The sequence below is a fragment of the Methanoregula sp. genome (assembly GCF_049686655.1).
Classification (GTDB): domain Archaea; phylum Halobacteriota; class Methanomicrobia; order Methanomicrobiales; family Methanospirillaceae; genus Methanoregula.
This window is the reverse complement of the sequence record NZ_JBAVIG010000055.1, coordinates 1-21,746: the sequence shown is the minus strand read 5'-3', so window position 1 is coordinate 21,746 and position 21,746 is coordinate 1. Positions and strand designations below refer to the sequence as shown.

At 56.9% G+C, this 21,746-nt stretch carries 25 protein-coding genes and 2 pseudogenes; 18 read left to right on the top strand and 9 right to left on the bottom strand.

The window, feature by feature from the left end:
- From WBL42_RS07575 to WBL42_RS07560, 4 genes and pseudogenes are all read left to right on the top strand, one after another.
- Positions 1-277, top strand: a pseudogene (locus tag WBL42_RS07575) (flavodoxin family protein); the annotation flags it as partial.
- Positions 274-843 carry a flavodoxin family protein gene (locus tag WBL42_RS07570; protein ID WP_424720670.1) on the top strand — a complete coding sequence of 190 codons (570 nt, stop codon included), beginning with the start codon at positions 274-276 and terminating at the stop codon, positions 841-843. The pseudogene WBL42_RS07575 and the gene WBL42_RS07570, both read left to right, overlap by 4 nt.
- Positions 844-943: 100 nt before the next feature.
- A pseudogene (locus tag WBL42_RS07565) lies at positions 944-1,296 on the top strand (Rieske (2Fe-2S) protein).
- A 76-nt stretch (positions 1,297-1,372) separates the two neighbouring features.
- On the top strand, positions 1,373-1,939 hold the full coding sequence (locus tag WBL42_RS07560; protein ID WP_424720669.1) for a nitroreductase family protein: 567 nt from the start codon (positions 1,373-1,375) through the stop codon (positions 1,937-1,939).
- Between the two features lie 135 nt (positions 1,940-2,074).
- Here WBL42_RS07560 and WBL42_RS07555 read toward each other — a convergent pair whose 3' ends face one another.
- Positions 2,075-3,745, bottom strand: coding sequence for a PAS domain S-box protein (locus tag WBL42_RS07555; RefSeq protein WP_424720668.1), 1,671 nt, complete (start codon positions 3,743-3,745; stop codon positions 2,075-2,077).
- Between the two features lie 282 nt (positions 3,746-4,027).
- Between WBL42_RS07555 and WBL42_RS07550 the strand changes: the two genes are divergently transcribed.
- Entirely contained in the window at positions 4,028-4,828 is an 801-nt protein-coding gene (locus WBL42_RS07550) for a hypothetical protein (protein ID WP_424720667.1), read from the top strand.
- A gap of 26 nt (positions 4,829-4,854) precedes the next feature.
- Here the strand turns inward: WBL42_RS07550 and WBL42_RS07545 are convergent, their stop codons facing one another.
- On the bottom strand, positions 4,855-5,028 hold the full coding sequence (locus WBL42_RS07545) for a hypothetical protein (protein ID WP_424720666.1): 174 nt from the start codon (positions 5,026-5,028) through the stop codon (positions 4,855-4,857).
- A 274-nt stretch (positions 5,029-5,302) separates the two neighbouring features.
- Between WBL42_RS07545 and WBL42_RS07540 the strand changes: the two genes are divergently transcribed.
- Entirely contained in the window at positions 5,303-5,485 is a 183-nt protein-coding gene (locus WBL42_RS07540) for a YHS domain-containing protein (RefSeq protein WP_424720665.1), read from the top strand.
- A 93-nt stretch (positions 5,486-5,578) separates the two neighbouring features.
- On the opposite strand, the gene WBL42_RS07535 is transcribed toward WBL42_RS07540, so the two are convergent.
- Positions 5,579-5,977, bottom strand: a complete 399-nt coding sequence (locus WBL42_RS07535) for a PAS domain-containing protein (protein ID WP_424720664.1) — start codon at positions 5,975-5,977, stop codon at positions 5,579-5,581.
- 27 nt (positions 5,978-6,004) lie between these two features.
- Between WBL42_RS07535 and WBL42_RS07530 the strand changes: the two genes are divergently transcribed.
- Positions 6,005-6,190 (top strand): hypothetical protein, encoded by a 186-nt coding sequence (locus WBL42_RS07530; RefSeq protein ID WP_424720663.1) that lies wholly within the window; start codon positions 6,005-6,007, stop codon positions 6,188-6,190.
- A 40-nt stretch (positions 6,191-6,230) separates the two neighbouring features.
- On the opposite strand, the gene WBL42_RS07525 is transcribed toward WBL42_RS07530, so the two are convergent.
- Positions 6,231-8,306 (bottom strand): sodium-translocating pyrophosphatase, encoded by a 2,076-nt coding sequence (locus WBL42_RS07525; protein ID WP_424720662.1) that lies wholly within the window; start codon positions 8,304-8,306, stop codon positions 6,231-6,233.
- 483 nt (positions 8,307-8,789) lie between these two features.
- On the opposite strand from WBL42_RS07525, the gene WBL42_RS07520 reads away from it, so the two are divergent.
- The 6 genes from WBL42_RS07520 to WBL42_RS07495 are packed head-to-tail and all read left to right on the top strand — an operon-like array spanning position 8,790 to position 13,926.
- Positions 8,790-10,706, top strand: coding sequence for an NADH-quinone oxidoreductase subunit L (locus tag WBL42_RS07520; RefSeq protein ID WP_424720661.1), 1,917 nt, complete (start codon positions 8,790-8,792; stop codon positions 10,704-10,706).
- Positions 10,703-11,566 carry a respiratory chain complex I subunit 1 family protein gene (locus WBL42_RS07515; RefSeq protein ID WP_424720660.1) on the top strand — a complete coding sequence of 288 codons (864 nt, stop codon included), beginning with the start codon at positions 10,703-10,705 and terminating at the stop codon, positions 11,564-11,566. Before WBL42_RS07520 ends, WBL42_RS07515 begins: the two co-directional genes overlap by 4 nt.
- A complete protein-coding gene (locus tag WBL42_RS07510; RefSeq protein ID WP_424720659.1) occupies positions 11,563-12,066 on the top strand; it encodes an NADH-quinone oxidoreductase subunit B family protein in 504 nt (167 codons plus the stop codon). Before WBL42_RS07515 ends, WBL42_RS07510 begins: the two co-directional genes overlap by 4 nt.
- Positions 12,063-12,449 carry an NADH-quinone oxidoreductase subunit C gene (locus WBL42_RS07505; RefSeq protein WP_424720658.1) on the top strand — a complete coding sequence of 129 codons (387 nt, stop codon included), beginning with the start codon at positions 12,063-12,065 and terminating at the stop codon, positions 12,447-12,449. The genes WBL42_RS07510 and WBL42_RS07505 overlap by 4 nt, the downstream gene beginning before the upstream one ends.
- Entirely contained in the window at positions 12,434-13,513 is a 1,080-nt protein-coding gene (locus WBL42_RS07500) for a nickel-dependent hydrogenase large subunit (RefSeq protein WP_424720657.1), read from the top strand. Before WBL42_RS07505 ends, WBL42_RS07500 begins: the two co-directional genes overlap by 16 nt.
- Positions 13,514-13,518: 5 nt before the next feature.
- The gene (locus WBL42_RS07495) at positions 13,519-13,926 is read left to right on the top strand and encodes a 4Fe-4S dicluster domain-containing protein (protein WP_424720656.1); all 408 of its coding nucleotides are present in this window, start codon (positions 13,519-13,521) and stop codon (positions 13,924-13,926) included.
- A gap of 28 nt (positions 13,927-13,954) precedes the next feature.
- Here WBL42_RS07495 and WBL42_RS07490 read toward each other — a convergent pair whose 3' ends face one another.
- Positions 13,955-15,352, bottom strand: coding sequence for a DNA-directed DNA polymerase II small subunit (locus WBL42_RS07490; RefSeq protein WP_424720655.1), 1,398 nt, complete (start codon positions 15,350-15,352; stop codon positions 13,955-13,957).
- A gap of 150 nt (positions 15,353-15,502) precedes the next feature.
- On the opposite strand from WBL42_RS07490, the gene WBL42_RS07485 reads away from it, so the two are divergent.
- The 3 genes from WBL42_RS07485 to cofH (WBL42_RS07475) all read left to right on the top strand — a co-directional run bounded on the left by WBL42_RS07485 (position 15,503) and on the right by cofH (WBL42_RS07475) (position 18,126).
- Complete coding sequence (locus tag WBL42_RS07485) at positions 15,503-16,120, top strand: LysE family transporter (RefSeq protein ID WP_424720654.1); 618 nt, start codon at positions 15,503-15,505, stop codon at positions 16,118-16,120.
- A 112-nt stretch (positions 16,121-16,232) separates the two neighbouring features.
- Positions 16,233-16,958, top strand: a complete 726-nt coding sequence (locus WBL42_RS07480; RefSeq protein WP_424720653.1) for a signal peptidase I — start codon at positions 16,233-16,235, stop codon at positions 16,956-16,958.
- Positions 16,959-17,040: 82 nt separating this feature from the next.
- Complete coding sequence (gene cofH, locus WBL42_RS07475; RefSeq protein WP_424720652.1) at positions 17,041-18,126, top strand: 5-amino-6-(D-ribitylamino)uracil--L-tyrosine 4-hydroxyphenyl transferase CofH; 1,086 nt, start codon at positions 17,041-17,043, stop codon at positions 18,124-18,126.
- A gap of 49 nt (positions 18,127-18,175) precedes the next feature.
- Here the strand turns inward: cofH (WBL42_RS07475) and WBL42_RS07470 are convergent, their stop codons facing one another.
- Positions 18,176-18,475: a YunC family protein gene (locus WBL42_RS07470; RefSeq protein WP_424720651.1), complete on the bottom strand. Its 300-nt coding sequence runs from the start codon at positions 18,473-18,475 to the stop codon at positions 18,176-18,178.
- Between the two features lie 134 nt (positions 18,476-18,609).
- Between WBL42_RS07470 and cofH (WBL42_RS07465) the strand changes: the two genes are divergently transcribed.
- Together cofH (WBL42_RS07465) and WBL42_RS07460 are read left to right on the top strand one after the other, a co-directional pair.
- Positions 18,610-19,698 carry a 5-amino-6-(D-ribitylamino)uracil--L-tyrosine 4-hydroxyphenyl transferase CofH gene (gene cofH, locus WBL42_RS07465; protein ID WP_424720650.1) on the top strand — a complete coding sequence of 363 codons (1,089 nt, stop codon included), beginning with the start codon at positions 18,610-18,612 and terminating at the stop codon, positions 19,696-19,698.
- A gap of 22 nt (positions 19,699-19,720) precedes the next feature.
- Complete coding sequence (locus tag WBL42_RS07460) at positions 19,721-20,185, top strand: pyridoxamine 5'-phosphate oxidase family protein (protein ID WP_424720649.1); 465 nt, start codon at positions 19,721-19,723, stop codon at positions 20,183-20,185.
- A 27-nt stretch (positions 20,186-20,212) separates the two neighbouring features.
- Here WBL42_RS07460 and WBL42_RS07455 read toward each other — a convergent pair whose 3' ends face one another.
- From WBL42_RS07455 to WBL42_RS07445, 3 genes are all read right to left on the bottom strand, one after another.
- Positions 20,213-20,767: a flavodoxin family protein gene (locus tag WBL42_RS07455; RefSeq protein WP_424720648.1), complete on the bottom strand. Its 555-nt coding sequence runs from the start codon at positions 20,765-20,767 to the stop codon at positions 20,213-20,215.
- A complete protein-coding gene (locus WBL42_RS07450) occupies positions 20,764-21,222 on the bottom strand; it encodes a GIY-YIG nuclease family protein (RefSeq protein ID WP_424720647.1) in 459 nt (152 codons plus the stop codon). Before WBL42_RS07450 ends, WBL42_RS07455 begins: the two co-directional genes overlap by 4 nt.
- On the bottom strand, positions 21,215-21,746 hold a 532-nt coding region (locus WBL42_RS07445), incomplete at its 5' end, for an MBL fold metallo-hydrolase (protein WP_424720646.1). The genes WBL42_RS07445 and WBL42_RS07450, both read right to left, overlap by 8 nt.

Sequence of the window (21,746 nt, the reverse complement as noted above, 5' to 3'; positions counted from 1 at the left end):
AAAGATCCCGACAGCGTTTGTCTACACGATGAACGTCTCAGAACAACTGATGAAAGAGAATTATGGCACTCTTATCGGTGCGAACGAGCAGCTGCTCACACGGATGTTCGGGCAGGCGGAGTCTTTCTTCGCGAACGAGACACTCCAGTTCGAGGACTACGACAAGGTGGTATTCAGCTACTTTGATCCTGAAGAACGAAAGGAGCGGCGGAAGACGGTCTTCCCGCAGGACTGCAAACGGGCCTTTGAAATGGGAGCACGGCTGGCCAAATCATGAAAAAAGTTACCATTCTGATTGGAAGCCCCCGCAAAAACGGCAGCACGAGCATCCTTGCAGCGGAAGCAGCGAGGGCCCTGAATGAACTGGGAATCGCAACGGAGACCGTGTTCCTGAACGACCTGAAGATCAAAGGTTGCCAGGCCTGCTACTGGTGCAAGAAGAGCGATGTGGCAGAATGTGCCGTTAAAGACGAGATGCAGAAGATCCACCGGCTGGTGCAGGAATCCGACGGACTTATCGTGGCGTCTCCCATTTATTTCTCCGGCGTCACGGCCCAGACAAAGGCGTGGCTCGACCGGATGTTCCCGTATGTCAGCATGAATCTGGTCCCGAAACTGCCGGGGTCAAAGAAAGTCTCGTTCATCTTTACGCAGAACCAGCCGGATGAGCGGCTGTTTAGAGGCGGAATAGAGGCATTCATGTATGCAGTCGGATTATCGGGAATGAGCGTGAAGGATCACCTGATTGCCTGCGATCTCGATGCCGGGATAAAGCCTCCGGTGACAGGGAGGCAGGAGCTGCTGGATAAAGCGTACCGGATCGGCAGGGATCTGCCGGGATGATCCTGCCCGGCAGACTATGTATTTCCAGAGAAAGCCCCTGGACCTTTCGTAACGGTTAAGTAATCCGGAGAAACCCCCCCGGCTCAGGAGCATCACAGGTATGAGCCAGTTTATTCCGGTGGCATACGTAACGGAATTCCGGGACGGGACACTCTGGAAAGCGATGGCCGGCAGTACTCCCGTGCTTCTTGCCAGGGTAAACGGGCAGTTCTATGCGATGGAACTGCTCTGCCCTCATCTCGGAGCCGACCTGTCGGGGGGACAGTCAGTGGCACAACACTCACCTGTCCCTTCCACAAGTCACAGTTTGATGTGCGGAACGGGCAGGTTGTGCGCTGGACCGATCTGACCGGTGCGGTTTTTACCTATGCCAAAAAAGGTCGGCCACCCCGAGCCCTGAGATGTTATACGGTCAGGATCGAGGAGGATACGGTTCTCGTGGAAGTCCCCTGATACACGGACTCTTAAGAGTTTCCTGAGCAGGATCGCAAAAAAGGATGCCTGTAAGCAATAAAGAGTGTGTTATTTCATGGAAGCAATCGACGCAATTATGACACGCCGCAGTGTCAGGAAATTTGAGAAACGGCAGATACCCGATGCAATTCTGGAGAAGATCATAACGGCCGGCACCTACGCGCCATCTGCCCTCGCCGTCCAGCCGTGGGGTTTTGTGGTTGTGCAGGACCCGGCATTCCTGAACAGGGTTTCGGATTACTGTAAGCCCATCATGATCTCGCTCATGAAGGATGCCCACGACGGAATGTCGGACGCGTTCCGGACATTACTGGAGAGTAAGGATTACTCGATCTATTACTATGCCCCGACCGTTATCATGGTTATCGGAAAAACGGGGAGCCGCTTCCGGGAGATCGATTGTTCCCTCTGTGCTGAGAATATGATGCTCTCTGCCCATGCGCTGGGTATCGGCAGCTGCTGGATCGGGTCTACGGAAGTCGCGTATGACAACAAAGAGCTTATGGTGGAGTTCCACGTCCCTGAAGGCTACAGCCCGGTTGGCACGATCGCTTTCGGGTACCCGGCCGAGACTCCCGAAGCACACGATAAGCATGTCCCGAACGTGACATGGGTCAGGTAACCGTCCCTCCTTCTGTTCCCTGGAAACGTATACCGGAAATGGATGCACGGGATGATATGAAGCAGGGGTCCCTGACGGTCTCACAGAAAACTAAGCTGTCCCCTCGCGGTCCCTGAGGGGATATCCCGGACCCCCTCATGACTGATCGAACCGGTATGCTCCCTTCGGCACGATCATCTCGAACCGGGCACCGGTACCGGGTTCGCCGGTCTCGGAGATTGTGATGCCGGTGATCGAAAGGATCTCGCGGGAGAGGAAGAGGCCAAGGCCGGTATTTTTCCCATAGCCCTGCTCGAAAAGGTTCTTTTTGTCCCCGTCACAGATTCCTTCCCCGTCATCCTCGCAGATGAGGATGAGTCCTGCATCAACCTCATGTGATAAAAACCGGATTTTTGTCATGTTCCCGCCGCCATACCTGAGGGCATTATCGATCAGGTTGTAGAAAACCTTCTCAACCAGCGGATCGGCATAAATTTCAAGATCCGGTCGGTCGGCGATCACCCGGACCCTCCCGGCAGGCAGGGAGGCAGCCATTTTCCGGACGATCGCCTCCACATTCTGCCAGACGGGTGCCCTGACACCCATATTCTCGTAGATCCTCGTAAACTCGATCTGGTTGTTGATGGTATCTGCGATCCGTTCCTCTTCCCGGATATACTCCTCTATAGCGGACCGGTCATCCAGCAACTCTTTGGAAAGGTCCAGATATCCCTTAAGGCCGATGAGCTGGTTCCTGATATCATGGCGGGTGATGGAAGCGAGGATATTGAGTTTCCTGTTTGACTGGAACAGGGCATTTTCTGCCACCTTCCGTTCGGTAATATCCGTAATGACTGAAAGGTATGACGATTCACCCCGGTCATCGATCTTCACGGTCTTTACAATGCAGTGGTGGATCGCACCGTCACGGAACCGGAGGTCAATCTCACCGGACGAAGTCGGGGAATTTCCGGCAAAGGTCTCCCGTATAGCGGTCGTACCTGATGGGGAGAGGAGCGAATATAATGGCTGGCCGGCGAGTGCTTCCGGGGCGATTCCGGCAATTCTTGTTGCCGCCGGGTTAACGTACCGGATAGACTCCCCGTCATGAATGATGATATAATCCGGGAGGCTGTCGGCGAGAATCCGGTATCGTTCGTCGCTTGCACGGAGTTCTGTCTGGGCCCGGGCCATATTCAGCATCAGGAACATACCCGTAAAGAGGACATCCGTGATAACGGTGACGATGAAAAAGGACGTGTTCGTAATACTCGTGCTGAAAAGTGAGTTGTCAGCGGGAACGATCAGCAAGAATACTGTCCTCAAGACAAACAGGATCGTTATGAGAAGGAGTATAGCCGCAATGGCAAACCGCAGTGACCGGTTTTCCGGATAGAGTGCGGTTATGATAAAAACGATGGCGGTAACGGTACAGGCGGATATGATAAGAATGGAGATCAGGTACCGGATCATGATCGAGTCGAAGACGAAGGTAAAATACAGGAAAAGAATGAAGACCGGCAGGAGTATTCCGTAGATACAGGCAGGCAGGGCCTTCGACGAGATGAATCTCCGGAGACTGTCTACCCTCATTATGACCGAGAGGATAAGCAGGTTATTGGCAACAACGATAGAGAGCAGGTCGGGGATCGAACCCCGGAGCAGGAACAGGAAATATCCGCCAGCGAAGAGGAGCAGGCTGATCGTCCACGTCATGAACCCGTCATAGGTTTTCTGGGTCTTCCAATAGATGAACAGCATCATTGCCAGGAATACATTGACCAGAAAAATTACAAGAAAAAGTGTCCTGACATCGGGCGTCCACATGGTTCGATTCTCCGCCCGGAACTATACTGCCGGACATCAGTTACATCCAGCATGGTAGTTTTTCGTGGAACGATATGAACTCTTTTAATGTTTCGTACGGTAAATCAGGCCCCGGCCAATGGAGTTTCTCTCATTCCGGCCTCGTACCCGCAAATGCGTGACAGCCCGTCCAGTGACTCCTCTGCGGGAACGCACTTGCCAGCCTGCCGCCCGGAATGGTATTCCCTTCTGCCGGCCGAAACTCATAAACCCATCCATTGAATGTAATGATAGAGAATTTTTATGAAAGCCGAAGATGATCCCTGGCTCAGGGATGCCCATGCCAATGCAGAACACCTGGACCGGGAGATCAGGAAACTAACCTCGTTAACCGGCCCGATCAGGTCAGACCTTCCGATCGTGACCAAATACCAGGATTTCTGGTCCCTGGCAAAATCGATCTCAGGCTTATTCCGTGAGCTGAAGCCGGTTGCCAGAAGTGACCGGGACCTTCTCTGGAAGCAGTTCAATGCCCTCTGCCGGGAGGTGAAGGAGCACCAGAAGACAGAGTACGGGACGCTGGAATCCCTGTCACGGGGACACGCTGATGAGATCCTCCGGCAGGTGGACCTTGCCCGGCTTCCCGCAGGCGCCACCGTCCACGATGTCTATACGCTTATGGAACACGGCCGCCCGCTTAAAAATGCTGCCGACCTGCTGGCGAAATTCAAGCACGAGATGATAGCAAAACACAAGAAAACCTGTTTTGACCGGATCCAGGAAGTCCGGCGGGCACATGACGTGGCATGGCGTCTGGTCACACCGGAAAAGCCCCCGCAGAAAATGGCATTCGAATTGCGGGTCCGGAAGAATCTCGACGCCAATTACGAACGGTACCGGAAAGCAGGCGCAGCCCTTGAGAATTTCCAGGCCGGTGCAGCCCGGTTGCGATCGATTATCGATGGCTGTGGGAACACGGAAGAGATAACACAGGCAATTGCCCGGTTAGCGGAAACACAGGTACGGATCCGGGATATTGCGGAAGGTATGCGGAAACTGGAGACCTGGATCGAAGAGGACGAACGGACGCTTGGCGGGAAATAGGCTCCTGAATCCTGCTGTCAAAAAGATTACCGGCCGGTCCCAAGCCATTTCCGGATCCGGCCCCATAAAGACCGTTTCGGCCGCCTGCACATCGGCAGCCCACCCTTTCCCGCGTGGGCTGCCTCGCACTCGTCGCAGAGACTGTAGCGGCTGCACGTGACCTTCGGGCAGGGACAGTCCTGACGTATGGTCGGGGACATGTATGATCAGGCCATTATCGTTCGGAGGCTTAATAGTTGGGACCGGGCAGAAAAGTGTAAAAAAGCGAAGGGATCAGCTATCCTTTGACTCCTATTCGGCCGGATATCCATATCGGCCGGGAATTGTTACCGTACTCTGTAATGCCGGAAATGATCAAGAGTGCTGCATTCTGTTGCAAGGAATGTTCATGAATGCCAGGTTGGCTGGCAGGCGCGGTGCAAGGGAATATCTGGTAACAGATCCGATTGTGGTATACGGTTAGGAGATTCCGCCATGGCTACCGATCCTGTCTGTCTGGCAATCGTCGATGAAGACGATGCAAAGCATGTGAGCAGTTACAAGAACCAGAAATACTATTTCTGCTGCAATTATTGTAAAAAACAGTTTGAGGAGAACCCGAAGCGGTATACGCGGATCGCAAATGACGTGAGTGTCGATCTCAGCAGCTGCAAATGAGCCATGGCTGTTTGGGGGGCGCCCCATTTTCAGGAAGCGGCCCGGCTCATCCCCCGTTGTCTCCTTCGGGAGATATGGCAGGAAAGTATGAACTTATTTTTGGGATTCATGCTGTGCAATAATGCGGGAGACGTCCTGGACGATTCTGTTGATGAATACCACATTGCTGTTCTCATCGAACTCCGCAAGCGCCGTAACATTCACGGAAAACGGCGTACCGTCCGGTTTTTTTAAGTGAAGCACACGGTTTTTCACAAACCGGTTCTTCCGCAGTTCTTCAAGCAGTTCAAGCCGCGCGTCCGGTTCGTTGAAGACATCGATGACCGGCACCTCCCGGAGATCGGAGATGGAGTGATACCCGAGGAAGTTGAGGAGGGTAGTATTCCCCCATACAAACCGGCCACGGAGATCACCGGTGCTCCGGTAGATCCCGACATCGGGATCCTCCGTGAGTGTGCGGTACTGGTCCTCATGCCGGCGGAGGTACTGCACATCATCTCTCCGGTGATGTCCTGGAGAATGGACGATGCGCCGACAACTGCCCTGTTCTTCCCCGTGATCGGAGAGATAGAGATCAGGACCTCGAACGCTGCGCCGATCCCGGTAGTCATCAGCATCTCGTGGCGGCGGATGCTCTTGCCGCGTACAACCCGGTCAAGAATCACCAGAAGTTCACTGCGGAATCTTCCGGACACCCTCCCGTAAGGAAATCCCACACTACCGGAAATAAAGAAAAAAAATTGGTTCAGATAAAGAGCGGTGCCAGCACGAGCGTCAGCGTAGCGAGGAGCTTGATGAGCACGTGGAGCGATGGGCCGGCGGTGTCCTTGAATGGGTCGCCAACTGTATCTCCGATGACCGCTGCCTTGTGAGCCTCGCTCTTCTTGCCGCCATGAACACCGGTCTCGATGTATTTCTTGGCATTGTCCCATGCACCCCCGCTGTTGTTGAGGATGAGTGCAAGGAGGATGCCGGTGATGGTCGCTACCATGAGGAAGCCGGCGAGGGCCTCGTGCTTCATAGTGACACCGATGACGATGGGGAACAGGATCACCAGCGCGCCGGGAAGGACCATGTTCTTCAACGCACCCTGTGTCGTGATATCGATGACGGCTGCATAGTCAGGTTTCTTGGTGCCTGCCATGATGGCCGGGTCCTTGAACTGGATGCGGACTGCGTCGATCACGGACTGTGCGGTCTTCGAGACTGCACGGATAGCGAGGCTCGCAAAGAGGAAGACTAGCATGGCGCCGAGGAGTGCTCCGACAAACACCGGTACTGATGCGAGATTGACCGTCGTAAATGCGACTCCACCTCTTTCAATGAGCAGTTTCGAGATATCAGCCATATACGCATTGAAGAGCAGGAAAACCGCGAGGGATGCGCTCCCGATGGCATATCCCTTGGTGAGTGCCTTCGTGGTGTTGCCGGCTGCGTCGAGCTTGTCCATGCGGTGCCTGACCTCGTCAGGAGCCTGGCTCATCTCGACGATACCACCGGCGTTGTCAGCAATGGGGCCGAATGTGTCCATGGTCAGGACGTAGGCACAGACCATCAGCATGCCGATTGTTGCAACGGCAGTACCGTAAAGGCCTCCGCTCGGGATGCCGGTCATGGTCCCGCACCAGTACGAGATGAGGAGGGAAGCACCGATAAGGATAGCCGGAACCGCGGTGGTCTCAAGACCGACCGAGAATCCCATGATGATGTTGGTTCCCGCGCCGGTCTCAGAGGCATTGGCGATATCCTGCACCGGCCGGTAGTGGTGGTCCGTATAGTAGAGGGTGACCCTGAGGAAGGCTACGGAAAGGGCAATCCCCACGAAACCTGCAAGGACGAAGTACATCCAGCCGGAGATAAACGGGCTGAAGAGATAATAGACCCCGCCTGCAAGGAAGATCGCCGAGATGATTGCGGTGATGTAGTATCCGCGGTTCATTGCGTCCATCGGGTCGGCACCATCGACGCCCTTGACGGAAAGGATGCCGATCATGCTCGCGAGGAGTCCGAGCGAACACATGACGATCGGGAAGAGGATCCCGTTGACACCGAAGACGGGGAAGAGCGCGACACCGAGGATCATTGCACCGATGTTCTCGGCGGCAGTGGACTCGAAGAGGTCGGCGCCACGGCCTGCGCAGTCACCGACGTTGTCACCGACGAGGTCTGCAATAGTGGCCGGGTTCCGGACATCATCTTCTGGGATACCGGCCTCGACCTTGCCGACAAGGTCCGCGCCGACATCAGCGGCTTTCGTGTAGATACCGCCACCGAGTTGGGCGAAGAGTGCCACGAACGAGGCACCGAACCCGAACCCGATGATGACGAACGGGGTGTGGGTCGGGTCTGCACCGAGCGCGATATAGGTGAGCGAGACCCCGAGGAGCGACATCGAGGTGATGATCAGGCCCGAGATCGCCCCGCCGCGGAACGAGAAGTCCAGTGCCTTCCCGTCGCTGGTCTGGGCTGCTGCCGCCGTGCGGATGTTTGTCCTTACGGCAATCCACATGGCAACGACACCGGCAACGGCACTGCAGGTTGCACCGACGACAAAAGCAGCTGCCGTAGCGAGGGCAATCGCTTGTTGTCCGGTGAGATAATAAATAGCAAAGATCACCACTGCAGTTACGATGGCAAGCATGGCGATAGTCGAGTACTGACGCTTGATGAATGCTTCCGCACCCACCCGAATCGCATCGGCGACCTCGCGCATCTTGGGCGTACCCTCGTCCTGTGAGAGGAGGTTACGCGTCAGGATCGCTGCGAGTCCCAGTGCGATGATACATATCGCAATTACGACGAGTAATACAAAGTCGATCATTCCATGACCTCCCTGCTGTGCGAGGGGGATCCCGGTGAAACGGGAAACGGGCCGTACTGACCGTACGAGCCCGTACCGCCGGAAGGGGATCCGGATAGCACATCAGGTGTGATAAATTTGCATCGGCAGATATCTGCCGGACGGGGAACCAAAGGATGGCGCTCATGGCTCCGGGGATGCCGTGCACACGTACATAACCCATCCTAAGAGATCAATAGTGCATTCTTGAAACATTAAACTTTTACTTTCGGTGCGCTCTCCTGAACCGCTATATTTATCCGGGAAAATGAAATCCCTCCGGGACATGCCCGTCATCACAGTATGCAGGTTCGAAAAACACAGTATACTACAATAACATGATACCTGATCATATCTGATGCGTTCCCTCTCTGCGAACCAGCCTGCCCGTGTGATGGAGAATCGTGCACAATTCAATATGATTAATAATGAAAAATTCCCATATTCAGAGAGGGAGGATATCTGGTGCAATTCGTACAGCTGTTAATATTCCTGATCCTGTTTCCGCTCGTAACGGCGCTGTTCATGCTCGTTGCAAAGAAAGAGATCGAGCGCACATGGATCGTGAAACTGTCTGCAGTGGCCGTCGCGCTGGTCACGATCTGGCTTCTTATTACCACGTTTGACAAAGGGGCGCTCTATTCGCCCGTTATTCCCGCCGAACCGGTGGGGCTAGTTATGTTCATCCTCGAGATGCTGATTGCAGTCTTCATCCTCTATCTTGGTATTAAGCACCGGAAATACCACGTGATCGCGCTCATCCTCGTGCAGTCCGTGATGATGATCTTCTTTGAGCTGACATATGCCCCTTCTGCCGCTGTCACGTCAAACCTGTTCGTAGACGAATTCTCCAATATCCTGGCACTGATCATCGGTATCATCGGGAGCCTCATCTGTGTGTACTCGCTCGGCTACATGAAGCATTTCCACGAGCACCACGCAACCATTCCCGACAAGCGCAACATCTTCTTCTTCGTGATGTTCGTCTTTATCTCCGCGATGTTCGGCCTCGTCTTTGCCAACAATATCCTCTGGGTCTACTTCTTCTGGGAAGTGACCACACTCTGTTCGTTCCTCCTGATCGGCTATACGAAGACCGAGGAGGCAACAAACAATGCATTCGATGCCCTCTGGATGAACCTGCTGGGCGGGATTGCCTTTGCCGGCGCCGTCCTCTGGCTCGGTATGGCAGGCAACGGCGTGATGGGCCTTGACCAGCTCCTTGTCTCCGGTAAGGCGATCGCGCTCATACCGGCAGCACTGATCGGGTTTGCCGGGCTGGTGAAAGCAGCGCAGATGCCCTTTTCGTCCTGGCTGGTCGGGGCAATGGTCGCCCCCACACCGGTATCGGCATTGCTCCATTCCAGCACCATGGTGAAGGCCGGTGTCTATATCCTCGTCCGGCTGGCACCCGTCTTTCACGGGACCGTCACCGGCTACGCGCTTGCCTTTGTCGGGGCCTTCACCTTCCTGATCGCATCCGGAATTGCAATCTCGAAGAGCAATGCAAAACAAGTGCTCGCGTATTCGACGATTGCCAATCTTGGCCTGATCACTGCCTGCGCCGGTATCGGCACGTACGAGGCGATCTGGGCGGCGATTCTCCTGATTGTCTTCCACGCGATCTCCAAGTCCCTCCTCTTCCTTGCCACGGGAACGGTAGAGCACCGGATCAGGAGCCGCGAGATCGACGACATGAACGGCCTGATCGTGCGGATGCCGAAGATCGCCGCGATGATGGTGATCGGGATCGCCGGCATGTTCCTTGCGCCGTTCGGTATGCTGATCTCGAAGTGGGCGGCAATCCGGGCGTTCATCGATGCGCCGTTCGGCTTCCTGTTTGTAGTTATACTTGCGTTTGGCAGCGCCATGACGGTTTTCTTTTGGGCGAAGTGGATGGGGAAGCTCCTGACAGTAACGTCTGACAGCAAGCGGATCGAAGGGGAGGTGGACAGGAGCGAGTGGGCAGCCCTCGTTTCGCTGGCCGGCCTCTCGTTCATTACTACGCTCGTATTCCCGTTGCTCTCGGTCAAACTCCTCGAGCCATTCCTTCTGGAGAACTACGGGCAGGTGGCCCAGCTCTCGCAGGACAACATCATCATCATGATCCTGATGCTCTTCCTGATCCTGGTCCTGCCGCTTTCGATCCTGCTCCCACAGAGAAAACACCGGCACCTCGCACCCTACATGGGTGGCCGGACTACCACTCAGGACATGCGGATCTCCGGGTCTCTCGGTGTCCAGAAGAAGGTCGTCCTCTCAAATTACTACCTGACCCGGTACTTCGGTGAGGCACGGCTCCGGCCCATCGGTGTCTGGCTCTGCTCCGCCCTGATTGGTATCATGTTCATTGCAACTGCATTTCGCGGGGTGATCCTGTGATCAACCTTGTCTCGGGACTCGTCTTTGTCCTCCTTGCACCGGCCATCGGTGGCCTCATTGCCGGTATCGACCGGAAGATCTCTGCCCGCATGCAGGGCCGTATCGGCCCGTCCATCTTCCAGCCGTTCTGGGACGTGGGCAAGCTCTTTGAGAAGGAGAACGCAGTCGTGAACGAGACGCAGATCTTCTATGCGATCTGCTACGTGATCTTCATGGCATTCACGGGCGCGCTCTTCTTTGCCGGTGGCGACCTCCTGCTCGTGGTATTCGCCCTCACGCTCGCCCAGATCTTCCTCGTACTCGGGGCATATTCGGCAAATTCCCCCTACAGCTACGTAGGAGCGGAACGCGAGCTCCTCCAGATCATGGCCTATGAGCCGATGGTGATCCTGACCGCGGTTGGCATGTACGCGGCAACGAAGAGCTTCAACGTAAGCGATATCGCGGCAACAACCACACCGGTCATTCTCCTCATCCCGGGTATCTTCCTCGGTTTCCTCTACGTGCTGACCATCAAGCTCCGGAAGTCCCCGTTCGATATCTCTATGTCCCACCATGCCCACCAGGAGATTGTCAAGGGTGTGACAACGGAGTTCTCCGGCCCCTCTCTTGGCTGGATCGAGATCACCCACTGGTACGAGACGGTCTTCCTGCTCGGCTTTGTATGGCTCTTCTTCGGGTTCAGCCCGGTCATCGCTGCCATCGCAGTGATCGTGGTCTACCTCTTCGAGCTCCTCATCGACAACACGAATGCCCGTGTCAAGTGGCAGCTCGCCGTCAAGAGCTCGTGGGCGATTGCGGCTGTGATGGGCATCCTCAACCTTGCAGCTCTCTATTTCCTGAACGGAGGCATATCATGACCTACCTGGCGAAGTCCCCCTGGATTATCCACTACGATGCCTCGAGCTGCAACGGCTGCGACATTGAAGTGCTGGCCTGCCTTACACCGATGTATGACGTGGAGCGGTTCGGCATCATCAACACCGGCAACCCGAAACACGCCGACATCTTTGTCGTGACCGGCTCGATCAATGAGCAGAACCGGGAGGTTGTGAAGAACATCTACGACCAGATGCCCCGGCCGAATGTGGTAGTGGCTGTCGGTATCTGCGCCACATCCGGCGGGGTCTTTCGGGAGTGCTACAATGTGGCCGGCGGGATCGACAAAGTGATACCGGTTGATGTATATGTGATGGGCTGCGCCTGCCGTCCCGAATCCATCATCGACGGGATCGTAACTGCACTCGGGATCCTCGAAGAGAAACGGACGAAGATGGTGCTCGATGCCGATGCAAAGGAAGAGCACCGCCATGCCGGGCTCCGTCCTGAACATATCTCGCAGACCGGAGGTGCAGAATGACGACAGGAACTGCAGCACAGGTTATTACCCCGATTAGTATTGGTGAAGTGGTGGCAAAAGCCGAACAGGCGAAGAAAGACGGTTACCGGCTCGTCCAGATCGGGTGCACGAAAGTCGAGGATAATTATGAGATTATCTACATGTATGACAAGGATTACCAGCTGCTGAACTACCGGATCACCGTCAAGCACGACGAGACGATCCCGAGCATCAGCGGGGTGTACTGGGGAGCCTTCGTGTACGAGAACGAGATCCACGACCTCTACGGTCTTCACGTCAGCGGCATCAACATCGATTTCAAGGGCACGTTCTACAAGACGGCGATCAAACATCCGTTTTCCGTGACCATAACGAAGGAGGACGACGCATGTCAAAACAAATAATCGTACCGTTCGGCCCGCAGCACCCGGTGCTTCCTGAACCGCTCCACCTCGATCTCGTGCTGGAAGATGAAACAGTGATCGATGTGATCCCCACGATCGGGTACGTGCACAGGGGCCTCGAGAAGCTCGTAGAGAAGCGGGAATATACCGAGTACGTCTTCATCGCGGAGCGGATCTGCGGGATCTGCAGTTTCATCCACAGCCAGACCTATGTGCAGGGCATCGAGGCGATAATGGGGATCGAGGTGCCGGAGCGGACCCAGTATCTCAGGACTATCTGGTCTGAGTACTCGAGGCTTCACTCGCACCTGCTCTGGCTCGGGCTTTTTGCCGATGGAATGGGATTCGAGAGTGTCTTCATGAACGCGTGGCGCCTGCGCGAGCATATCCTCGACGATCTCGAGGCAACCACCGGGGGCCGGGTGATCCAGGGTGTATGCAAGGTTGGTGGTGTCCGAAGGGACATATCCCCGGAGAAGCTGGACGAGATGGTGAAGGGCCTTAAGGGAATGGAGAAGGATCTTCATGACCTTACGAGCGTCTTCCTCCACGACCCGTCGGTCAGTCACCGGCTGAAGGGAATCGGCGTACTCGGGAAGGCGGATGCCTACGAGCTCGGCGCAGTCGGCCCGACGGCACGGGGCAGCGGTCTTGCCATCGATATCCGTGAGACCGGCTATGCGGCATTCGACAAAATCAATTTCAGGCCGGTCGTCGAACATGACGGCGACTGCTATGCCCGTTGTGCAGTCCGGGCAAAAGAGATGTTCACCTCGATCGACATCATCGAGCAATGCGTCAGAAAGATCCCCGATGGCCCCGTGGACGTCAAAGTGACCGGAGCTCCTGACGGGGAATACTTCTCCCGGGCCGAGCAGCCCCGGGGCGAAGTGATCCATTACATCAAGGGCAACGGGAAGAAGAACCTCGTACGCCACCGGGTGCGGACGCCGACGTTCACGAACATCCCACCGCTCGTGAAGCTCCTCAAGGGATGCGAGCTTGCGGACGTGCCGGTAATTGTCCTGACCATCGATCCCTGTATCGGCTGTGCGGAGCGGTGAGAACAATGACCTTTTTCCAGATGACCAAGACCGTCATAAAAAATCTGTTCCGCGGGCCGGCAACGCTCATGTACCCGGCAAAGCCGGCCAAAAAAACGAATCTTTCCCGGGGCCACGTATCGATTAAACCGGAAGGCTGCATCACCTGCCGGTCCTGCCAGCGGAAATGCCCGACCGGGGCAATCTGCGTTGAGGTGAAGGAAAAGAGCTGGCAGATTGATAACATGCGTTGCGTAGTCTGTTCCGCCTGCGTGGATGTCTGCCCTACCAAGTGCCTCACCATGGAGACCCAGTACCGTGCCCCCCTGACCGCCCGGGGTGGCAAGGAGAAATATACCGTGGCAGGCCCGAAGAAGAAGGAACCGGCAGCGGTGGCGGACGGGGCAAAGCCTGCTGTCGAAAAGAAGGAATAATCTCTCCCGTTTTTTTTACCATCTCATCTCACGCGAACGAGAATGTCTCCGGTACCAGCGTCTGCAGATCCACCGCCACCGCAAGCGCCGGCGTCGGATTCACGTTCATCTGCTTCTGGAACTTGGTCTGCGACTGCCAGGTCCCGGCATTGATCCCGAGCACGCCCCGGTATGTGGTTATCCCCTTGATGTGGACGTGGCCTGTGTGCAGGATCTCGGGCAGGGGATCGATGATCAGACGGTCGGTCTTACTGGCGGCAATCGGGGTCCTGCGGCCATATGCGGGTGCGAGGTGACGGCGCTGGAGCATCTCCTCCATCATCAGCCCGCTGTTGTCATAGGACGCTCCCGGGATCAAGCCGATCATATCGTCGATCGACCGACCATGGTACATCAGCACCCGGACACCCTGCAGGCGGACAAGCGCCGGGTTTTCGACAAGCACGCAGTTAGAGGGAAACTTCCTCGTGAACTGTTCGGGGAGGACCGGCTGGGGCTCTGCACCCCGTACCACGTCATGGTTACCCGGAGCAACGATGATCTTCATGCGGGAGGGGAGATCACGCATCATTGCGGCAAACGCATCGTACTGCTCGTAGATGTTCTTAATGGTCAGCTCCGTCTCCTGCCCCGGGTAGATGCCGATACCGTCCACCAGGTCACCGGCGATGAGGAGATAGGAGTAATCGGAGTCTGAGAGCCAGTCCGCGAACTTGTTCCAGCAGGTCTCGAGAAACGTGTCGCTGCCCACATGGACATCGGAGATGAACACGGCCTTTCCCGGCTGTTCGCTCCTGAACGGGGCATTGTCAATCCGGATATCGGGGCGGTAGAGGATCTCGGCAAAGAAAAGTTTGCCGTCGCTTGAGAGTTTCCCCTTGACACCGATTACTTCGTCGGGAATGATCCGCTCTGCATCGGCAAAGGCCGGACGATCCTTGCGGAAGAGTACCGGAATCGTTCCGGTCGAGTCCTCGATCTCGGCGATGCGGTGGCCGTTCGTGGTGTTCTTCACCTCAACGACCATCCCGATGACCGTGCATTCCTCCTGCCGATACCGGGTGTTCTTGGTCAGCCCTTCGATGGGCATCGCCCCGGCCCTGCTCCGGATCATCCCGCCGAGCCGGGCGTACCGGTCCCGGAAATAGTGGAGGTAATCGCTGGTCCCGTTTATCGCGCCTGATGTACCCGCAGAACCCGCGACTACCTCGACCTCGGGGTCCACCAGGAACCGGGTCCCGTCCCGGGTGGGCCGGATTCCCGGAATGTGTTTTGCGGAGACGACAACAGCGTCCTTTGGCACCGAGGCGATGATGCGCTCGATCAGGTCCGGTTCGTTGTTCTCCAGGATATAACGGACCACTTCCGGGTGGACCATCAGTTTGGTATCGAGGAACCGGTGGGTGATCTCCTGCGCATCCAGCATACCAGATCATGGGCGGCCGGTAAAATATATCCTGCCCTTCCTGCACAGCCTCCATCCTGAATGATCTCCTTGGGAGCGGGTGCGGCGTGCAGGTTGATATGACAGGGCAGTGATATCTGGTACGGCATTCCCCGGACGGACACAATGGAAATGTACGAGATTGCATCCACGCTGGTACTGGGATTCCTGATCGGACTCACCGGGGCGCTCGCTCCCGGCCCCACGCTGGTCGCCACCATCAACGCCGCCCTTGCCGGGAACTGGACCGCAGGGCTCAGGATCTCTCTTGGGCACATGGTCGTGGAATCAGTCATCTTCCTCATGATCATCCTTGGTTTTGCGAGTTTTGCCGGTCCCTATACGACCGTCATTGCTGCCGTGGGCGGGACTGCTCTCGTCATCTTCGGCATCATGACTATCTTTGGGAGCAGGAAGGCGACGCTTAGCACTACGCCCTCCTGTGCCGTGGCCAGTCCCTGCATGGCCGGGCTCCTGACCAGTGCAGCGAATCCCTACTTCTGGATCTGGTGGCTCTCGGTCGGGAGCGCCCTCGTGATAAAAACTCTCGAAGGAGGTCTCCTGCTTGCGATCGTCTTCATGATCGGCCACTGGTGCGCCGATACCGGGTGGTTCACGTTCGTATCCACGGCCGTCTCCCGGGGGAAGACCGTCCTCCCCGATACCACCTACCACCGGATCATGGCTGCCTGCGGGGTCTTCCTCGTCCTCTTTGGTATCTGCTACCTGTCGGGGGTTTTTATCCGGTGATCCGGCCGGTGTCCTGGTCCCCGCACCGCCAAAGTTACCCGCGTCCGTATTCTTCCGCATGGTTAATGTGCCGCGGGTTTAACACTATACAGACATTCGTACAGGCTTCGCCATGGCAGACAAGGAAAAACCCCGGGATATCCGCACGCTTTTCGCACAGTTCAGGACCAGTGACAACTGGATGGTCTCGCTCGCCCGCGACCTTCTCTGGGTCGCAGGAGTTGTCGGCACCATCGCCCTTATCCTCTTCCTCATCTGCGGTACGTGGCCCGCCGTGGTCACTATCGAGTCAGGAAGCATGACTCCCAACATGAACATCGGCGACCTCGTGGTCGTGGTCCAGAAGGACCGGTTCGGGGAGTTCATGACCTGGGAGCAGGGGAAACAGGCTAATGTCACCAGATTCAATGGCTACGGTGACGTTATCATCTACAAACCCAACGGGATGACCACTGTCCACCCGATCATCCACCGGGCGGTTGCATATGCCACGACCACTACCCCCCTGACCGAGATCCGTGGCGACCCGCTCAAGGAGAACTATACCGTGGCCCATGACGGGTATATCACGTGGGGCGACAACAACCCGGTCCCGGACCAGTTTGTTTCTTACCCGGGCATAGGCACACCGGAACCGGTGAAAGACGAATGGATCGTGGGCAAGGCCCTCTTCACCATCCCTCTTGTCGGGTACCTCCCGCTCCATATCGTTGAGGTGGTCATCGTCGTTGCCGTGATCATGATCCTCTACGAGTTCTACCTCAGGTCCCGCGAGAGCGAGGAGACGGGAGAATCGGGTGGAAAACAGAAAAAGAAGGCCGGAAAGAAGAAAAATTAAGGAAAACCTGGATGGGGCCGGGCCGGAGCAGGGGAAAAGATAGCGATCCAGAATCTGCTAGTACAATGCAGGAAGAGGGGCCATGACCACTATACCAGAACTTCTCGCAGATACTGCCGGTGGCCACCGGCTCACTGAGGGCGAAGCAGAACTCCTGCTCAAAGCCCGGGGAAGGGATGTCTGGAATATTACCGCGGCGGCGGACGAGATGCGGGAGCGCCGGGCGGGGGATATCGTTACGTACGTCATGAACCAGAACCTGCACGTGACCAACATCTGCAAGAACCTCTGCGGGTTCTGTGGGTTTGGCAGGAAGGCAACAGATCCCGGGGCATATTGCCATGACAAGAATGGGATCCAGGCGCAGGCACGGCTTGCGTACGAGCGGAATGTAACAGAGATCTGCCTCCTCTCCGGGGTCCATCCGGCGTTCACCATCGATACTTTCGTGGACCTGATCCACTGGGTGCACGAGGCGGCACCCGGAGTCCATATCCATGCTTTCAGCCCGGACGAAGTGGCCTTTGCGGCAAAAAAGCTGCACTGTCCCACTACTGACGTGCTTGCCCGGCTGAAAGAGGAGGGGCTCGGGACCATCCAGGGCACGGCAGCGGAGATCCTCGTGGATTCTGTGAGGGAAGTGATCTGCCCCCGCAAGGTACCTACTGCTGACTGGGTCCGGATAATCAAAGAGGCACACGGGATGGGCCTGCGATCCACGGCGACCATCATGTATGGCTCGTACGAATTGCCGGCTGACCGGGCCGAGCATCTTGGTCTCCTGAGGGATCTCCAGGATGATACGCACGGGTTCACCGAACTTGTCACCCTTCCCTTCGTCCACGCCAACACCCCGCTCTTCCAGCAGGGAATTGCCCGGGCCGGGCCTACCGGCTGCGAGGACCTCCTGATGATTGCGGTGTCCCGGCTCTTCCTCGATAACTTTGACAATATCCAGGTGGCGTGGGGAAAAGTCGGGCTGAAGATGACCCAGCTGGCCCTTCTTTCCGGGGCCAACGATCTCGCGGGCACCATGTTCATGGATGATGTCACCGGTGACGCAGGGGCTTCGGGTTCCGATTACCTGAATCCCAGGGACATGGAGCGGATCGTCACCGATTTCGGGCGGACGCTCCGGCAGCGGACTACGCTGTACGAGCTGATGTAAATCCCGGAAAATCGAATAAACAGGATCTCCCAAAACGTTTAAAAAAAGATCAGAGCAGTTCCAGCGCCTGCCGGCCGGTCATGCCGGTCCGGATCCCGCGGCCAAGGGCGGACCGGTTTGCTTCCCTTACGATTCCTGTGAGGATATCATTCGTATCCACGATTGACGGACCGAGCGCCGGGCGCACTTTCACTGCCGGGTAGCTGAAGGAGTCGAGGGCTGCCACGTCGAACGCCCCACACCCAACCATTCCCACATCGGTCCTGACAGCAACGAGATTGGCCGGGCCAAGAGGAACGACAAATCCGATTGCTTTCTTGTTATTCAGCTGAATATCTACCTGATGCATAGCTCCCACAGATATTGTTGACGCACGGGATTATAATCCTGCGGCAAGTGGGTACCTGTAGATTCGTTCTCACAGGTTCGATAGCTTTACCTCATCTGCGGGGCTACACTGCGTAGTAGAAACGGCGGAGTTTCATGGAGCAGACACTCAGGCGGATACTGGACGATGCGAGGGCCGGTCACCGGCTGGGGACAGAGGATGCACGCACGCTCTTCTCGACCCGGGACCGGGAGGTCTGGGAAATTGCTGCCACGGCGGATGAGGTGCGGGAGACGCGTGCAGGCAATAACGTGACCTGGGTCCGGAACCAGAACATCAACGTGACCAACCTCTGTGTGAATGCCTGTGGTTTCTGCGGGTACTCAAAGAAACCCGGCGATCCGGGGATCTACTTCCATGATCGGGAGGAGATCCAGAAGAAGGCCCGGATGGCAAAGGAACGGCAGGTCACGGAGATCTGCACGGTGAGCGGCCTCCACCCTGACTTCACCGCACAGTCGTATATTAATGTATACCGCTGGATCCATGAAGCGGCCCCCGGGGTGCATCTCCATGCGAGCAACCCGATGGAGGTGGCCTATGCTGCAAAGAGGAGCGCGATGACCAGCGGAGAGGTGCTGACGGCGATGAAGGAGGCGGGGCTCCATTCGATGTGCGGAACTGCTGCAGAGATTCTCGTGGATGAGGTCCGGGAGAAGATCTGCCGGGAGAAGATCCCAACGAAAGAGTGGATTCGCATCATCCGCGAGGCCCACGCAATGGGGATCAAAACAACAGCCACCATCATGTACGGGCACTGCGAGACCGACACTGATATTGTAGCGCACCTTGCGATCCTGCGGAAGATCCAGGACGAGACTCAAGGGTTTACCGAATTCGTCCCGCTCTCCTTTATTCACATGAACACCCCGATCTTCCGGGCAGGCAACGCCCGGGCGGGGGCTACGGGCAGGCAGGACCTCCTGATGGTTGCAGTAGCCCGCCTTTTCCTCGACAACTTCCGGAACATCCAGGTGAGCTGGGTCAAGGAAGGGATCAAGATGGCCCAGCTCGGCCTGATCGCAGGCGCCAACGATCTCGGGGGTACGATGTTCGAAGAAAGCATCTCGAAGGGAGCGGGAGCCACCAATACCGATTACCTGGATCCTGCCGAGATGCAGCGGGTTGCAGAAGACATCGGCCGGCCCCTGCGGAGGCGCACAACGCTCTACGAGCTGGTGTGATGCCAGGGGGAGGAATACTGCCATGAGAAGAAAGGACCGGGAAATTACGGACCGTGCAGAGATGGAATCGGTCCTCGTAGCGGCGCTGGTCTGCCATGTGGCGCTGGCGGACGGGATGGAGCCCTACGTGGTCCCGCTCTGTTTTGCCTATGTGGCTCCGGACAATGCGATCTACTTCCACTCCTCCCTGGTGGGAAAGAAGCTTGCAATGCTTGCGAAGAACCCCCGCTGCTGTGTGGAAGTGGACCTCTGCGACGGCCCCATTCCCGACAAAAACCCCTGCAGCTGGGAGTTCCGGTACAGGAGCGTTATCTGCACCGGGACTGCGCATATGCTGACCGATCCCCAGGAGAAGAACCGGGCGCTGAACTGCATTATCCGGCATTACGGGGAGAAAGACCACCGGTTCACAGAGAAGGAGCTGGACAGGGTCTGCGTAGTAAAAATAGCGATCGGGGAGATGACCGGGAAGAAGCACGGGTACTAATAGAGGCACTAAGTGCCGCCCGGTAAATCAGTCATGGCGGGGCTTGAGAAGCCTCACGATCCGGTCCCCGGTCTTCCGGGCCCGTTTCAGTGCCTCCTCGTCGTGGAGCACGTCCCCCTCGTGGTACCCGGTTCCCTTCACTGACCCAAGCGAAGAGAATTCGTGGGTATTCAGGAACCCTTCGATCGTCTGGATCGTCCGGCTCACCCCTTTGTTGGCGTGCACGGCGACTGCGACACCCTTCTTCCCGGCCAGTTTCCGGTCATGGTAGAGGGAATAGGTGCGGTCTATGAAGTTCTTGAGGTGACCGCAGACATCGAAATAGTAGGTTGGCGATCCGATGACGAGGACATCGCATGCCATGACTTTCTGTGCAATCTCGTTCCAGTCATCGTTCCCGATGACGCACCACTTCTTCTCCCTGCACTTCTCGCAGCCAAGGCAGGGATGGATCTTCATGCCGGCCAGGGAGACAAATTCGGTCTTCACACCCCCGTCCTCGCAGCGCCTGAGGATCTCCCTGACAAGGATCGCCGTGTTCCCGTCTTTTCGCATGCTTCCCGACAGTCCCAGGACTTTCATAGGTTACCCTTACTGTAGTACGGGCTCATGATGGTTGTGGTGACCGGGACAAGGCCGAGGCCCCGGAACGTGGAGAGGATCTCTTTTTTGGGATCTGCTTCACGGGAGAGGAGGTGCGACGGGCAGGAACAGTCGCTGCACCCGAAACCGGGGATGCCCGGCTCCCCGAGGGCACGTGCCAGCCGGCACTCGAAACGCTCTTCTGTCACAGCATGGACGGTGTAGCGGAGCGCGAACCGGCTGTCCGTGGAGAGGTGATCGACATGCCACTTCGGCGCCCTGTCCTTTGATCGTGAAAGGTCGATATGACGGAAGAGCCGGGCAAGGCCCCCGCTCCCGAGTGCTGAACCAACATAGATGTGCCAGCCAGCAGGGAACGGGACCGGGCCGAGGGCGCCGATACCGATCGCGCAGGCCGGATTCTCAAAAACGAGGCAGTAGATTCCCTTATCCATACCCGCTCTTCATCAGGCCCTGGGCCGCGGCTATGCAACGGCTCCCGCCTTCGTTTGTCGGATCCCTGTGACCTGCATACAGTCCCACCACCTCGAGCACCGAGAGCCGGTCGAGCGACCGGGCCAGATCGGTCCTGCTCCCGCCGGGGAAGTCGTAGCGGCCGAAATACCCGTCGGCAAAGACGGTGTCCCCGGAGATGAGGACATGGTCAGCCTCTGACCAGAGGCAGATGCTCCCCGGTGTGTGGCCCGGGGTATGGATGACCACGAGTTCCCCCACAGTGTCACCGTCAGCGAGCTTGATATCGGGAAGAATCCCGGGAGATCTGGCCCCGAAGTGCATCGAGAGGCTCCGGGCATCCTCAACAAGGCCGGCGGCATCGTTTGCATGGATGGCGACCTTCGCTTTGCACATGTGCGCGATCTCCTTTACCCGTGCGATATGATCGAAATGGCAGTGCGAGAGTACGACCGTCTCGATCTGCTCCTTGTAGGGAGCCACTGCCATCGGCATGACCCCTGCA